Annotated in this window: 12 protein-coding genes; 7 read left to right on the forward strand and 5 right to left on the reverse strand. The window is 39.7% G+C overall.

What is annotated here, in order from left to right; genetic code table 11:
* Both CLW00_RS10595 and CLW00_RS10600 read left to right on the forward strand, forming a co-directional pair.
* Window positions 1-1,164 carry a hypothetical protein gene (locus CLW00_RS10595; protein ID WP_106133658.1) on the forward strand — a complete coding sequence of 388 codons (1,164 nt, stop codon included), beginning with the start codon at window positions 1-3 and terminating at the stop codon, window positions 1,162-1,164.
* Between the two features lie 3 nt (window positions 1,165-1,167).
* The gene (locus CLW00_RS10600) at window positions 1,168-3,711 is read left to right on the forward strand and encodes an OmpA family protein (protein WP_106133659.1); all 2,544 of its coding nucleotides are present in this window, start codon (window positions 1,168-1,170) and stop codon (window positions 3,709-3,711) included.
* A gap of 7 nt (window positions 3,712-3,718) precedes the next feature.
* Here the strand turns inward: CLW00_RS10600 and CLW00_RS10605 are convergent, their stop codons facing one another.
* The 5 genes from CLW00_RS10605 to CLW00_RS10625 all read right to left on the reverse strand — a co-directional run bounded on the left by CLW00_RS10605 (window position 3,719) and on the right by CLW00_RS10625 (window position 10,180).
* Window positions 3,719-4,633, reverse strand: coding sequence for a glutaminase (locus tag CLW00_RS10605; protein WP_106133660.1), 915 nt, complete (start codon window positions 4,631-4,633; stop codon window positions 3,719-3,721).
* Window positions 4,634-4,685: 52 nt separating this feature from the next.
* Complete coding sequence (locus CLW00_RS10610; protein WP_106133661.1) at window positions 4,686-6,146, reverse strand: hypothetical protein; 1,461 nt, start codon at window positions 6,144-6,146, stop codon at window positions 4,686-4,688.
* Window positions 6,147-6,447: 301 nt separating this feature from the next.
* Window positions 6,448-7,092 (reverse strand): hypothetical protein, encoded by a 645-nt coding sequence (locus tag CLW00_RS10615; protein WP_106133662.1) that lies wholly within the window; start codon window positions 7,090-7,092, stop codon window positions 6,448-6,450.
* 83 nt (window positions 7,093-7,175) lie between these two features.
* A complete protein-coding gene (locus CLW00_RS10620; protein ID WP_106133663.1) occupies window positions 7,176-8,564 on the reverse strand; it encodes a hypothetical protein in 1,389 nt (462 codons plus the stop codon).
* A 218-nt stretch (window positions 8,565-8,782) separates the two neighbouring features.
* Window positions 8,783-10,180: a hypothetical protein gene (locus tag CLW00_RS10625; RefSeq protein ID WP_146131407.1), complete on the reverse strand. Its 1,398-nt coding sequence runs from the start codon at window positions 10,178-10,180 to the stop codon at window positions 8,783-8,785.
* A gap of 491 nt (window positions 10,181-10,671) precedes the next feature.
* On the opposite strand from CLW00_RS10625, the gene CLW00_RS10635 reads away from it, so the two are divergent.
* From CLW00_RS10635 to CLW00_RS10655, 5 genes are all read left to right on the forward strand, one after another.
* The gene (locus tag CLW00_RS10635; RefSeq protein ID WP_106133666.1) at window positions 10,672-11,016 is read left to right on the forward strand and encodes a PadR family transcriptional regulator; all 345 of its coding nucleotides are present in this window, start codon (window positions 10,672-10,674) and stop codon (window positions 11,014-11,016) included.
* 148 nt (window positions 11,017-11,164) lie between these two features.
* The gene (locus tag CLW00_RS10640; protein ID WP_106133667.1) at window positions 11,165-11,845 is read left to right on the forward strand and encodes a hypothetical protein; all 681 of its coding nucleotides are present in this window, start codon (window positions 11,165-11,167) and stop codon (window positions 11,843-11,845) included.
* Window positions 11,842-12,495, forward strand: coding sequence for a hypothetical protein (locus tag CLW00_RS10645; protein ID WP_106133668.1), 654 nt, complete (start codon window positions 11,842-11,844; stop codon window positions 12,493-12,495). The genes CLW00_RS10640 and CLW00_RS10645 overlap by 4 nt, the downstream gene beginning before the upstream one ends.
* A 67-nt stretch (window positions 12,496-12,562) precedes the next feature.
* A complete protein-coding gene (locus CLW00_RS21265) occupies window positions 12,563-12,796 on the forward strand; it encodes a hypothetical protein (RefSeq protein ID WP_146131408.1) in 234 nt (77 codons plus the stop codon).
* A gap of 129 nt (window positions 12,797-12,925) precedes the next feature.
* Complete coding sequence (locus CLW00_RS10655; RefSeq protein WP_106133670.1) at window positions 12,926-13,630, forward strand: hypothetical protein; 705 nt, start codon at window positions 12,926-12,928, stop codon at window positions 13,628-13,630.
* The last annotated feature ends 1,643 nt before the right edge of the window (window positions 13,631-15,273 follow it).

Here is a 15,273-nt window from a genome sequence, read left to right on the forward strand (position 1 = left end):
ATGAAACATCTTTTAGTCAGCTTAATTTTGCTTTTTATTGTGACATTTCAGGTAGCTGCACAGATCAAATCTGTTGTATACAATGTGGTAAACAACGAGGTCAACAGCAATAATCCTTTACCATCTGAAGAACCATTTTTTATTAGAGGCTCCTTACCATCCGGAATTGACCTTGTCAAAGTTAAGGTAAACAGGTCTGGGAAAAATGAAAACCTAGCCGAAGAGTATACCTGGAAAAGAGCTTTTGATTTCGAAGTTTCCCAATATGAGTTATTTGTTTCGAGGGAACTGCGAAATAATGACAACTATGATTTAGACTTTTACTTTTATCGGAAAGCTGACGACATTGAAATGATCAGCGTGCGAGAGTCAATCTCGCGTAATTTGGAATCATATATCAGGGCCAACTTTGAAATAAGTTCTCGAGGAATCAGAACCAATAATTCTGACGCTGTCATGATGACCCAGATGAATAAAATTGTAGAAGATGCCCTTTTGGATTACCGACACTTTTTGGGGCGTGATTTCCCAGGTTTTAGTGAAATCGTACGCCAAAAACTTGATCAAAGAAGCCGCTTGAAATTAAGACAGGCCCGGTTCAATATTCTGGGAAGAAATAATGACGACAACGAAAGAGCTGTCTATGCAGGCGCATATATCAGTGAGCTCATCGATTTGGTTCAAGATGAAACGACACAATACCTTGAAAACAGCCTCATGGCTCTCGCTGACATCAGATCGATCAGCAATTATCCAACAGAAAAAAAGCCGAGCACATTACCCCTAAACTTTGGGTATGGCAGCATCGCCATCAAAAGAAGCCTTTCAAACACCGAATACCTTAACGGCCCATATGTGGGTGTTTCCCTTCCATTGGGAAACAAAACCTTTACGCGCTTTTTGGGCAATGCATCCATTTCTGCAGGAGTATTCCTGACAAACTTTGAGTCAAGGGATGGGCAAACCATTCGCGGAGAGCTGGCGGGATTGCCTATTTATGCAGGCTTGGGCTACAAGATGTTTAGGGTCATGCGCCTCAATATTGGTGCTGTTATGTTAAACATCGAAGAAGGAAACGGTAACTACAGCCAAAATTATATACAACCTTTTGCCGGGATAAGTCTCGAGTTTAATATGTGGTTGGGACTAGGAGACAGGAGGTAAGACATGCGCAAGATATTATTCTCAGTATGTTTGATCCTTTTTGCCACAGCCTCAGTTTTTGCACAGCAAAAGGACTTTGAATGGAGGCTTGGATTCAGCATGGGTTATTCCAATTACTATGGCGATTTGAGCCCTTACCAAGTCCGCGGATTAAGCAACATGGATGCAATACACCATTTGTTTTATTTTAACCCTACTTATGTAGAAAGACCATCATTTAAGGTTTCGTTAGAAAGGCAACTGAGCCCTACTATCGGGCTGATGTTTAGCTACGCTGAATATCATTTTGGAATGAGTGATAGGTATGTTCAAAGAGATGGCCGCTTGATGTTGGAGAATCCTAATTTTTTCAGAAGCCTGAATTTTCAAAACCATACCCGTGACATGGGACTCTCATTTGTTTTTAAAACTGACAATGACAAACTCTTATCTTCCAAATCATTGATCGCCCCTTATTTCACATTAGGTTTTGGCTTGATCAATTTTGAGGTCTACGGTGATTTGTTAGATGATGAGGGAATGAGATACGACTACACACTTCCTTTGCCTGTAAACAATGGAGTCTACGAAACTGATCTTCAACCACTGAGGACAGAACTGAAAGATGGCTATTCATTAGGGTCTTTGTATACAAATTTGGGATTGGGCTTTCGAATAAGATTAGGTAATAGAATGGAGCTGTTTGCACAGTCTGACTTTCTGTACACATTCACGGATTATCTGGATGACGTAAGCGGCGAATACAGAAAGTCCTATGACAACGATTTCCAGGCCTATGCAGCCAATCCTTCGGGAATGTTACTTGACCGAAACAACCCAAATAGAGGCAATCCAAACAGTCCTAGCGATTGGATAATTTTTCATAGCGTGGGATTAAAATTCAACTTTGGTGCAAGCAAGAAAACATTTTCAGCTCCGCGGCTAAGCAGTTTTAGTCCCAGTTATGCCAGCAGATCTGCCGCTCTTATTGACATTGAAAGTTCAGAAGAAGAAACAATAATTACTGAAGAAACTCAAGCTACAACCAACAACTATTATAATATTCAGATCATAGATGAAAAAAGGTTGGATAGCCTTGAATACAAGGCCCAGGTGTTAATTTGGGAGCAACAAATTCTCCAAAGAGAAAACATAATCCTCCAAGGACAAAGGTCCAGAAACGATCTGACCTTGTTAAGAAGACAATTTTCTGAACAAATTGAAAACCTTCAAGCTGATGAAAATCTAGAAATTGAAGAAAAAGAACAAATGCTCAGAGATAGCCGGGAAAGGATTGACAATCTTAGATACAGCATAGACAGCACCGGTAGAAGAGAAACAGAAATCAAAGCTGAAATAGACAGTCTAAGGAGCTTAATCCAAAGCAACAGAATTGGGAAAGTTTATCAAATCCCATCACAGGACAGCATTGATGTATTTGTGCAAGAAAGAATTCTCAATCAGGAAGCTCAAATTGATGACCAATTTATTGAAAAAGATAGCGGACAGACTGACACTAGAGATACAACACAAACAGCAGTCCAGCCTGCTACCATACAGGAAGTAGATAAAATGGTCGATGAAACATCTACCCTACAAGAAAGCAAGAGACAAGAGGAAGTTATACAAGAAGAACAAACGTCAAGATCTACATCCACAATAGGCTATGATGATGATCCCCAAATAAGAAGGTTACAAGAAGAAGTGGACTATCTAAGATACCAGCGTGACCAACTTATCCTCAATCAAAGAGCACAAGATGATGGTGATTCACAGAGCCAAGGTTCGCGTGATTCTCAAGAAAGGATCGTCACTGAAAGGGTAATTGAAAGGACTGAACAAGTACAAGAACCAGAAGAGGAATCCAGAAGGAAAAATAGATGGTGGTGGCCTTTCGGTGCAGGAGCAGCGGCAGGATCTATTGCCAGTTCACAAAGGCAGGAATCTACTCAAGAACAAATTCCGGAAGGAACCACTCAACTGCAAAACACTAGCAGCTCAACTGTCACTTTGAATCAGGCAGAAATTGATGGGCTTGGCCTGGCAATAAGCAGTGCCATTTTAGGAACTTCACTTAGAAGTAAGGAAAATACTCCAATGCTCCAAGAACTCGATGCAGCAGAAACAGTATCGACTCCTATTGAAAGTAAAAGGGAAGAAACAATTGCTGCAGGGTCTCCGGAAATTATTCGTGACACCATCTATGTAGAAAACGAACCAGTATCAAGGGTACTGAAATCTAAAGAAATCATCTATTTCCAAGTAAACCAACGGGAACCGGACGAAGAAGAGCTCAGGAAATTGGCAGATATGGCTGATTACGTAAAGGAGAATTCATCGGCCAAACTTGTTCTAACAGGATTTGCCGACAATACCGGTAACGTCAATTACAACCTTCGCTTGGCAGAGGATAGAACTAAAGCCGTGGCTGAAGCGCTAAATGAATCATTCGGCCTGAAAGCGAATCAAATCATCGTTGAATCAGGTGGACAAGTCGTGCGCGGGACGCAGCGAGCTGCCAACGAGAGAGACAGACGTGTGGAAGTAAAAATAGTGATGGAGGATTAAGGACAGATTAAAACAAGCTGAACTTCAATTTATCAGTAAGCAATTCCAAAGCCTTGATAGATTTGACTGAATTTCCTTTATCGTTTAATTCCGGACACCAAACAGCTACAGAAAACTTATGGGGCATCACGGCGGCGATTCCACCCCCTACTCCACTCTTGCCAGGCAAACCGACTCTAAATGCAAATTCGCCCGACTCATCATAAAAACCACATGTCAGCATCAAGGCATTTATTCTACGGGCATGACTTTCTGAGACTATTTCACGCTTGGCAAAAATACTGTAACCGTCATTTGCCAGGAATGAAAAAGATTTCGCAAGGTCTTCGCAAGACATTTCAATGGCGCACTGTGCGAAATACACATCTAAAACATCTTCAACCTTATTATCAAAGTTTTTATGTGCTTTCAGAAAATAGGCCAAAGCAGTATTTCTTTCCGCATGATTTTTTTCGGACTCTTTGACCTCTTGATTGATTCGTACACAGCTACGTCCAGAAAGTTCATTGATAAAATCGCTTATTTGGTCAGTTGGCCTTTCAAATTTACTATAAAGCGCATCTGTGATAACCAAAGCTCCAGCATTGATAAACGGGTTCCTAGGAATCCCTTTTTCAAACTCCAACTGGGCAATGGAGTTGAATGGATTGCCGCTGGGCTCTACATTCACCCTTGACCAAAGTTTACTTTTAAATACATGGAATACCATTGCTAGTGTATGCACCTTGGAAACACTTTGAATTGAAAAAGCCGTCTGGTAATCACCGACTCCGAACACATTCCCTTTCAGATCCACCAAAGCTATCCCGAATTGATCGGGGTCTACATTCGCCAACTCAGGAATATAGGTAGCCACTTTTCCCCTGGGATTTTCTTTTTGAATCTCGTCGTAAACTTCCTCTATTAATTTTTGATAATCCATTGCAGTAATTTGGGGAAATTTAGTGGGCTGTCCAAGTCAAAGACTAGGTGAATTAATTTTTCATGGCCTGCTTTTTTTGATTGTCAAGAATATTCAGTGGCAATTTCCAGCCAAAATCAAACCTGAAGCCATTTAAAGTGGCATCCTGTTCAAATTTTATATTGGTACCGTCAACCTGATAGTCTGCTTCGAACCTACTAATTACCGGAGAACCAAAATTCCTAAAGAGATTCAAACTCATGAAACTTGAGTTAAAAACCTGGAACTCCAAATGCATACCTGCATTAAAAAACATATGTTTTCGTACTTCAATGGGCAAGGTTGTGACTACCCCTGAAACATCAATCCTGCTACCATCTTCGAAAATCATAGCTCCATTTATATTCCGATAGATGAATTCGTTCTGGTTGGTATTGTTCTTCAGCAAAAAGTAAGAACTGAAACTCGGCCCAAATCTTACAGTTTTAAGATCTGAAATCGGAATATCATATTTGAAAGTCAAAGGCACAAAGGGTGTATTGATTCCGTAAACTACCCAATCTGTCCAAAAAGGATGATATGAGCCATAATCGAGTGATACATTGTTGCCAGCAGAAAATTGTCCATAACCTGTTTCAAAAGAATAATTTTTCCATTTATATCCTATAACTGTACTGAACTGACCACTGCTGTTAAAATAAATATCCTGCTTTGGTGTTATCGGTTCTTTAATCCTAAACCCTCCATAAGCCATCAGATAAAAACCATCCAAGTTGGCCAATTCATTTTTGATCCTCTTATTTTCATTGAAATAGCGCTTCGGAGTTTTTCGATTGTATTTATTCCAATTGGAAGTATTGATACCATACCCCACAAAAGCTGAAGCAAATGAACCATAGGAGCGAACCTGATGTACCGCAGGCCTGCCATCATTCCCAAAAATCGGAATATTAAGTTGCTCCATTTGGTAAAGCCCTTGCTGATACCTGAGGCCGATGATAAAGTAATTTTCTCTTAGATTAAAGAGCCTGTAGCCGAGCTCTCCATTCAATCCTAACCCAAGTCTGCTTTTAATAAGCCCCGTCTCCAAGCCGTCAACAGTTCCCTCCAAACTGACAGGATTATATGGTTCCGGAGGAAAAATCATACTAAGACCTGTCTGCCAATATAATCCTCTTTGGTTAGGATTGAGGTAAGTTTTCCGAACCATCAAACCCGTCTGAAAAACATTGTCTCCCAAAAAACTGAAAGCGCTTGATGTATTGGCTCCAAAAGTTCTCCAGTGGTTTCTTTTTACAAAATCCAATTGCACTCCTACTTCCAGATCATTTCCCAAGTCATAAAAGCCTTTTAAACCTCCGTTCCATGACAACTTGGTGTAGGATTGATGTGCCGGCTCCAAGGCTGAATTTCGATAATTTAAAAAGGAGTCGGACGCACCTCCTGAAATCTCTACAAAAAATTTACCCTGTGCTTTGGCCAAAGTCATCAAAACAACCAAAAACAATCCTGTAAATCCAATCCGCAAATACATAAACAGTCATTTAAAAATTAAAACATGCAGTAATAACTAAAATTTGGTCAGATTATTTTGCTGCCATAAAAATTTAAAAATTACACAAGGTGGAACATGATTCTTGTCTTACCTAAACTCTGGGTGGGATTGTATCAAATCCTAAATTTACTTGATGCTGAATTTGTAAGCTTTACCGTAATAACTCGCTAAAAAATTGACGCTAAACCTGTCTTGCTTCTTGTGTCTTATCTCTTGACTCTTTCTTGAGGCTTCCCTTTCACCTATTCTATCCTTTTCATTCTTCAGCCTTTCTTCATCCTTATTTACTAAAATCAAATCCAAAACCTATAAATGCTCCTGCATAGGTTCCATAAGACTCTATCCTGTAGTCTCTGGCATCAAGGAAATTTTCCTTATTCATATTCTCAAATCCCAATTGATACCTTAATCCCCAGAAAAAGTAATTTTTACTTTCATTGAAATAATTCTTCAATCCAGCTTCAGCCCTCAACACGGGACCTAGGGCCGTTTTTCCCAAATTAGTACTTCTTTCGTTGTAATTATTCACGGCAAAGCCAAACGAAGGCTGTAGGTAAAAGGCATACCCTTCTTTCTCTATATTGTACCGTAGTCCAAGGCTGTAGATTCCATACTCATCTCCTCTTACGATATTCTGACCAATATTACCAGACCATATTTCCCGCACTGCCACCCGATAAAACTCTCCCTGTAACGCTACTTGCCATTTGCTATGAAACCTTGTCAAAAATGTAGCACCTGCATGTAAATCAAAAGGTGACCTTAGTGTCAATACATTGACAAATGCAGGATTGGTATAATTGATATCTAAAAACGACTTCTGCAGTCCTCCATATGCTTCAACACCAAAGCCAATTTGGGCTTTTGCTTGGAATACTGTAATCAAAACTAAACTAATGGTGAGAATTGTAAATCTAAACTTCATGGATTGAGGTAATTTTGAAAGGCAAATTAAATGAAACTCTTTACAAATAACGATTATACTATACTTTTAATCTCATCCTTGTTTTACCTTATCAAGGTACTCAATGGCAACTTTAAGCCTACTTCAATATTAAGCCCATTTAGATTTCCCGATACCGTATAATCAACACGCTCTCCATTTACTATTTCCTGCACATCAACAACTCCGATTTCAGGACTGCCAAAATTTTGTGAAAAATTAAATGAAAGTAGACTGGAATTGAAAAAAGGTATATCAAAGAAAACACCAGCCTGATAGAAGAGCTTCCCGCCGGAGTTTTGATCCGTTGGAACGGACCTTAATGCAGGGACTCTTTCATCGTTCACCATTACGGCACCTCTTTGGGCTTCATCCAACCTTACGGTGTTTAATGTAACAAAAGTAGCAGCTGACACTCCCACCCTCAGTCGGTTGTTTTGGCCTACATCCAAATGGTATCGTGCCCTTAGTGGTATGGCCCTAGTCCTTGGGTCATTTAGGCTGACCCATCCAAAGTTTTGAGATTCCACCTTAGTCTGACTCATCCAACTGGAATAACCGGTCTCAAAACTCCATTGGCCTGAAGTGTAACCAAATAGAATTTGGGAAGCAGGTCTAAGCCTGGTCATGCCTGGAGCATTACTTTGCACAAAATCTGGCTGGAACCTCTGTAAGGTTGTGAACATTGCATAAGTGCCATCACCCCAGGCCGCCACGCGCTTCTCTGTTTTTCGCTCCATTTTGGTGACTCTCCAGTCCTCCCCCTTTCTTGTCCTAAAGTCTATGCCATAGCCCAAAACAAGGCCAGTATAGCTACCCCTGCGTTGAACTTGAGGCCAAGGTTCCTCTCCTCCAAACGTAAACCAAGATTGCATCATTCCAAAACCTTGATGATGTCTTAATCCAACTAAAAAATAATTATTATTTGGAGCATTGAACTTCATCCCTACTTCAACAGATGCCGCAGGAACGACATGGGTGGTCAAATTGACTCTGGGAAAACTTACTGAATTATCTTGATTTTCAAATCCAAAACTACGTGATCGATTTATTCCCAAAGAGGGCTGAACATAAAGAGTATGCTCACCCATTCCCCAGGTTCTTCTAAGACCCAAACTAAAATTACTGTAGGAAAAACGCGAATTTATTCGCTGTGGCTCCGATAAAGATGATGATACCGAATGATCAGGATGTTGTGTAAACCGAAAAGGTGAGGATACATGCCAGGATTGAAGCACCATTTGCCAGTCACTATTGATATTGTATGACAAGCCCAAGCCCAAATTCAGTCCTGTACGGGTAGCAAAATCAAAAGAAGGAGATGGGTCATTCAATAGGCTTTGATGGTGTCGCTGGGGAACAAAGTACATTTCAAGATTGAACCTGCTTTGGGCATAGGCCTCAAAAGAACATACCCAAATGAGCAAACTTAAAGAACACAGGAGTTTTTTCATCTTAGATGGGTCTTGTAAACGAATCTTTACATTAAAATTAAGACTTTTCAACTAATCATTGTAATAAAAAAGAAAAATCCACCCATTTTAGAAAGAAATCGCAGCTAATCAATTTCAATTTCCGCTATTTAAATACTAATCCAATCTAGGTAACCCTCCACGAATGAAGCTCCTACATGTACATCAAAAGGTAACATGAAAGACTTGACTGCCAGCATCTACCTGAATATTCGATTCAAAGGGAGTTTGTAACCGAATTCCCACATCCAACCATTGAGTGAGCCAGAGGCATCAAAATTGACAGGTTCACCATTGACCTCTCCAATAATATTCACTTTTCCTACTTCAGGACTGCCAAAATTCCGTGACAGGTTAAATGTCAACATGCTGGAATTGAAAACAGGGACTTCGGTAAAAACACCAGCATTAAAAAATACTTTACCCTTAGAATTTTGTTCCAGAGGTGAGCTGCTAAGGCTATATTGTAATGGCCCTATAGACTCCGTCACACCTCGATACCAAAGAGACCCATGTGTTGACAAAGTATAAAATGTAGCTCCCGATACCCCAACCCTCAGTCTGTTTTTATCACCGATATTCCTGTGATACCTAATCCTCAAAGGAATAACATTTACCGTGTAATCTGTGGGCGTATGGATGTTTAATGCTCCATCCCCAATGACTGCATTTGTATAGGCATTCAGTCTCCCATATCCGGACTCTACACTAAGAGCACCGAAGGTATAGCCCCCCAAAAACTCATTCCCTCCTGATATATGGGAGAATTCCAAATTTTGCTGTTTTTCGGTACTTGAGCGGAACCTAAGCAAGCCACTCACCATCACATAAGCACCATCACCCCAAGCAGCATCCCTTCTCTCTCTTTTTCTTTCTTCTCTTCCAAGCCTCCAAGACGCTATTTCATCAGCTGACCTGCCTTTAAAGTCAATTCCATAACCCAGAACCAATCCAGTATATGAGCCTCTTCTTTGCAACTCAGGAGTTGGAGTAAACTGCATCCATCTAAACTGATTGACACCCAATACTCCCAAGCCCTGCTGATGTCTGACACCGATGGAAAAGTAATTTTTGGTTTTGGTATAAAATTTCACCCCCGCTTCCAGTGATGCATTGGAAACTACCGCTGTTTTATAAGTAAAAAATTGAATTGAACTGATAGAATCCCTTTCATTGATTTCACTGTATCGCTGTAAGGTAAGTCCTATTGACGGCTGGACAAAAAAAGCATGATTGCCTTTTTCCCAGTTTTTCCTAAGCCCAAGCCTATGGTTCCATAGATTCCCTCCCCTTACATCAAAGTTTCTATAAACCCTTTCCTCGGGAAAATCAATAAATCCAGTGTAATTGAAGGCAATACCTGTCAACTCTGACTGCAAAGAAAGCTGCCAATCATTTCCTATCCCGTACAAAATACCTAAGCCAATATGGTTGGCAACCAGACCGTTGAAATCTAAACTAGGCTCCGGGTCATTGAGCAGTTTTTGATAACCATATTGAGGTCCGGTATACATTTCAAGCTTGATGCGACTCTGCCCATAAGTATCGAAAAAAAACAAACAAAACAGTAAAGCGAAATATAACGAGAGATTTTTCATAAGGTATTTAATCAAAAATTGTTGAATAAGTGATTCATTCTACAACAGTTTTCAAAATTCGGAGAAGAAAAACGACAACTCTTCAATTGAGAAACCTGTACCAGACTTAACATTAATATTTAAAGATAAAACTTAATCCATCTTATACCGAATTTTTAGTTTCATATTTTTCTCCTATTGCAATTTTTAACATTTCAGGTGAGAAAGCTTCAATCTCTACACTCATGGATCTAAAAATGCAATCTTCGGGTGACGCATCAACTCGACCTACAAATATCAAAACATGATTATTTAGAGTAAGCTGCGATGATAAAAAAAACATCGTCATCCGTAAGTAATAAATCAGGCTTCACCCTTCCACCAATCAAAACCTTCGAGCTCAAAAAAATACCTCAAAGGTTACACAGACCTGTCTAAAATCTAAAATAATACCCAATTTTCTTATGTATATAATTTTTTTATATATTTAGCCATCCAATGCAACAAATATCATGTCTAACAATAACCTAATCAAAGGAAGCCTGCAAACCATTATCCTCAAACTACTAGAGGAAAATGACAGGATGTATGGCTATGAGATCACCCAAAAGGTAAAAGAACTTACAGAAGGTGAGATCAAAATCACAGAAGGTGCCCTCTACCCTGCCCTCCACAAGCTCGAAGCAGAAGGAATGTTGACCACGGAAATCGAACAGGTGGACAATCGGGTAAGGAAATACTACAGCCTGACCAAAGATGGGCAAAAGGAAGTCAGCGCCAAGATGTCCGAGCTGCAAAGCTTTGTCGGTAACTTGCAGCGGATTTTGGATCCTGAGTGGAAACCGGGCTTGGCTTAAAGGGTTCACGCAGCGTTCGCAACGAATGACGCAACGAACGCAAAGAAATTATTATTGTACATTGATTTAAAAGTTAATTACAGATTTAAAAAGTACCCGTAGCGAACGTGGCGAAAACTTTGCGCCCGTTGCGAGAAACCAAAATTTTATGCGCCAACTAACCGACATAGAACTACAGGAAATCCGCAAAGCCATCATGCGGAAAGAGATCTCCTCAGCAGAAATCCTGATGGAGGTGTATGACCATTACATCAGTCACTTGCAGGAGTTTTCTGAAGAGGAATTCAATGAACAACTTTTTGAACTGGAACAGAAATTCACGTATGCTTATTGTCATGCCCTTCAGGCAAAATTTAACAAAGAAATCAGAAAAGAGCTCAGCAGCCTCCAATGGCAGGTTTTGAAAAAATATTTTTGCTTCTCCAAAATTCTATATGTAATAATCTTTTCTTTCCTCGCATTTCAAATGAGCCGTTTTGTCACTGATCAAAAAGAAATAGCGATACTGATGCTATCTCCTCTCTTGATTTTAGCAGGTGCTCATATTTTCTTTTTGATTAAATCCCATTTTAGGATCAAGGCCATAAAAAAGGACTTCAATACAGCAGGATCTCTTCAATCTTCACTATCATACCCTTTTTCTGAAAAACTTTACCTGCCAGGCATGATGGCCTATGGTATCATGTGGTCTGCTGAATGGATTTTTAATTCCAACCCAATCGCCAATTTGGCCCCGTCAATTGCTGTGATAATTTTCATCATCCTTTCAATATATGTGCTCACCCTACTTGAAGTATGGCAAATCAAATCTAAAACGGCATTGGTATGAGACTGAGCGAAAAGGATATAGAAAAGTTACATTATCACATTAATGCTAAACAGATCCCTTATATTGAGGTGAGGGATGAGGTATTGGATCATTATCAGACAGCTTTAGAGTTGGAGCAAAAACGATCTATGGAAGAAGTTTTGAATGAATTGGATCAGACTTTTTGCTGGTCCACCATTCGTCAAATGGAAAAGCAACAAGTAACACTAGCAACAAGAGATTTAGACAAGCTATTACTTACAAAAATATCATTACAGAATTTCAACAAATTAACAATAGGTATCCTTGCCTTGCTTTTGGCGTTGAATTACAGCCTGTATTGCTTCATGGGCTTTCATTCCTTTGCCAATCTCACACTACTGATGGTTTTTGCCCTACTTGCTTTTGCAGCCTATGCCTCACAAAACATTCCTTTTTTGTTGGCACAAAACAAAGCGAAAAAGGCAATCCATGAAGCAGCGTTCAAAAAGCATTTGTTCTATTTCAATGTAATGAACTTTGTTTTGCTAGTCCCCTCGTTTATGCTCCACCACCATGGCTATCAAGAACCTAGTCAAGTACTGATTATTGGTTATGCTTTTATTGTCCCATCTATAGCTCTATTAATTTACATCGCAATCAAGCAGCATTCCTTACCATTAACTCATTAACGATTGAAAGAACAAAGAATTCAAAAAAACTCTGCCAAAATCACTTAAAAAGGTATTCTGAAAATCCATGAGAACGCTTACTGAAACCGAAACCCAAACGATCAAAACTCGACTCGATCGTTGCTTGATCGCTTATCAAGAAATCTATGATGAGTTATTGGATCATTATATCTCGGCACTGGAAAAGGTTTCAGTAGAAGATTTTTTAAAAGTGAAAGAAGAAGTTAATGAAAAATTCAAATGTGGTAGCTTCCTGGAATTCTTCTTGGTTGGTTTTCTGCCTTATGTTACCTGCTACTAATTTTGATTTCCTGCTCAATCTAGGATTTGCCCCAAAAACGATTTTAGGAATCACCACTCTTTGCTTTTCCTTTTTATTTGTCAGCGGCTCTACCATGACTATCTATGAAATTCAAAAATTGAAGACTGTATGAAACTAAGTAAAGACCAAATCGAGCAACTCAAAATATTGATTTCGAAAAAAGGATATCCAGAGATTGATGTGCAATATGAAATCCTTGATCATGTGGCTTGCAAGGCTGAAGTGATGTTAGCTGAAAACCCAAATCTGAAAATTGAGGAGGCTTTTCAAAAAGTCCATGCTTCCTTCGGCATCTTTGGATTTGCGGAATTGGAGGAATCTTATAAGAAGTTGATTGAAAAAAGATTGCTAGGATATTTTTGGGGAGAATTAAAATCAAGTGTTTTTAGTCTAAACATACTACTCCCTATTCTTTTGACATTTTGTTATTTCCAAAGTGCTTATGTTTTGGAAAAAAACTTCAGTTTCGGAGAAGGCAGCGCTTTAATGATAGGTTTCTTATTCTTGGCTTTTGCGGCATTATGGTGGTATTATTCCTTTGGCAAAGGTTTCAAAAAGTACAAAAACTATGCATCTTGGAGAGGGAATCAAGGGATATTGATGTTTACATACATACCGCTCCAATTTATGATTCAGGGATACAAATACTTTGGGAATTTTAATTTACTAGAACCTTTTACATTAAGTTTTTGGCAGGTTTTTGCGGTTCTATTTGTATTCGTTGGCATGACGACACTTGCTGTACTTCCTACTGTTTTCAGAAAATCTTTGGAAGACACCAAAAAATTGGAGAAAATCTATAAAACAGCTTAGAAAATGAAACTGTCCGAAGATCTAAGCACTATGGTAAATGCACCTCTTTAAACATCCTGAATAAATCGTCCGTACCTACGGCACTTCCCAACCCCTTAAGTTATCCTGATCCACGGCTTGAAAGCCGTGGTTATTACATCGGCCGCTCCTATGGAGCTTTTCGTTTGGTTCTCATTGGTCCTTTCTAAAAAATCAATTTCCCCGATAACCAATCTGTCAAACCCAACATAATTTTCAAAAAGAAAAATCGGTCCACAAGTAACAGACAACATTTCTCAGAATAGTCCCAGAGGGACGAACTATATAATAACCGTGGGTTTCAACCCACGTACCCTGCAAACCAGATGACTCCAAAGTCCCATAGGGACGGACGGTATCCTACCCAAAAAAAACAGATCAAAGATCAGGGCTCTTGATGATAGAAAATCCACTTACTCATAAACTAAACATCAACTTCTAAAGCAGTCCCAGAGGGACGAACTATATAATAACCGTGGGTTTCAACCCACGTACCCTGCAAACCAGATGACGCCAAAGTCCCATAGGGACAGACGATATCCAACACAAAAAAAATAGATCAAAGATCAGGACTCTTGATGATAGAAAATCCACTTACTCATAAACTAAACATCAACTTTTAAAGCAGTCCCAGAGGGACGAACTACATAATAACCGTGGGTTTCAACCCACGGACCCTACAAACCAGATGACGCCAAAGTCCCATAGGGACGGACGATATCCAACACAAAAAAAACAGATCAAAGATCAGGGCTTTTGATAAAAGAAAATCTACTTACTCATAAACTAAACATCAACTTCTAAAGAAGTCCCAGAGGGACGAACTACATAATAACCGTGGGTTTCAACCCACGGACCTAGCACACAAAGGAGCCCTCTTTAGTCCCGGAGGGACGAACGATATCCAACACAAAAAAAACAGATCAAAGATCAGGGCTTTTGATAAAAGAAAATCTACTTACTCATAAACTAAACATCAACTTCTAAAGCAGTCCCAGAGGGACGAACTATATAATAACCGTGGGTTTCAACCCACGTACCCTGCAAACCAGATGACTCCAAAGTCCCATAGGGACGGACGGTATCCTACCCAAAAAAAACAGATCAAAGATCAGGGCTTTTGATAAAAGAAAATCTACTTACTCATAAACTAAACATCAACTTCTAAAGCAGTCCCAGAGGGACGAACTATATAATAACCGTGGGTTTCAACCCACGGACCCTGCAAACCAGATGACGCCAAAGTCCCATAGGGACGGACGATATCCAACACAAAAAAAACAGATCAAAGATCAGGGCTTTTGATAAAAGAAAATCCACTTACTCATAAACTAAACATCAACTTCTAAAGCAGTCCCAGAGGGACGAACGACTTAATAACCGTGGGTTTCAACCCACGTACCCTGCAAACCAGATGACTCCAAAGTCCCGGAGGGACGGACGGTATCCAACACAAAAAAAACAGATCAAAGATCAGGGCTTTTGATAAAAGAAAATCTACTTACTCATAAACTAAACATCAACTTCTAGAGAAGTCCCAGAGGGACGAACTACATAATAACCGTGGGTTTCAACCCACGGACCTAGCACACAAAGGAGCCCTCTTTAGTCCCGGAGGGACGAAC

Origin of the sequence: Mongoliibacter ruber (assembly GCF_003003005.1) — a bacterium.
Lineage (GTDB): Bacteria > Bacteroidota > Bacteroidia > Cytophagales > Cyclobacteriaceae > Mongoliibacter > Mongoliibacter ruber.

Excerpts from the sequence above, each read along its gene's own strand:
- CLW00_RS10595 (WP_106133658.1), top strand. The coding sequence starts at position 1 with ATGAAACATCTTTTAGTCAGCTTAATTTTGCTTTTTATTGTGACATTT.
- CLW00_RS10625 (WP_146131407.1), bottom strand. The coding sequence starts at position 10,180 with ATGAAAAATCTCTCGTTATATTTCGCTTTACTGTTTTGTTTGTTTTTT.
- CLW00_RS10640 (WP_106133667.1), top strand. The coding sequence starts at position 11,165 with ATGCGCCAACTAACCGACATAGAACTACAGGAAATCCGCAAAGCCATC.
- CLW00_RS10635 (WP_106133666.1), top strand. The coding sequence starts at position 10,672 with ATGTCTAACAATAACCTAATCAAAGGAAGCCTGCAAACCATTATCCTC.
- CLW00_RS10645 (WP_106133668.1), top strand. The coding sequence starts at position 11,842 with ATGAGACTGAGCGAAAAGGATATAGAAAAGTTACATTATCACATTAAT.
- CLW00_RS10605 (WP_106133660.1), bottom strand. The coding sequence starts at position 4,633 with ATGGATTATCAAAAATTAATAGAGGAAGTTTACGACGAGATTCAAAAA.
- CLW00_RS21265 (WP_146131408.1), top strand. The coding sequence starts at position 12,563 with ATGAGAACGCTTACTGAAACCGAAACCCAAACGATCAAAACTCGACTC.
- CLW00_RS10620 (WP_106133663.1), bottom strand. The coding sequence starts at position 8,564 with ATGAAAAAACTCCTGTGTTCTTTAAGTTTGCTCATTTGGGTATGTTCT.
- CLW00_RS10610 (WP_106133661.1), bottom strand. The coding sequence starts at position 6,146 with ATGTATTTGCGGATTGGATTTACAGGATTGTTTTTGGTTGTTTTGATG.
- CLW00_RS10600 (WP_106133659.1), top strand. The coding sequence starts at position 1,168 with ATGCGCAAGATATTATTCTCAGTATGTTTGATCCTTTTTGCCACAGCC.
- CLW00_RS10655 (WP_106133670.1), top strand. The coding sequence starts at position 12,926 with ATGAAACTAAGTAAAGACCAAATCGAGCAACTCAAAATATTGATTTCG.
- CLW00_RS10615 (WP_106133662.1), bottom strand. The coding sequence starts at position 7,092 with ATGAAGTTTAGATTTACAATTCTCACCATTAGTTTAGTTTTGATTACA.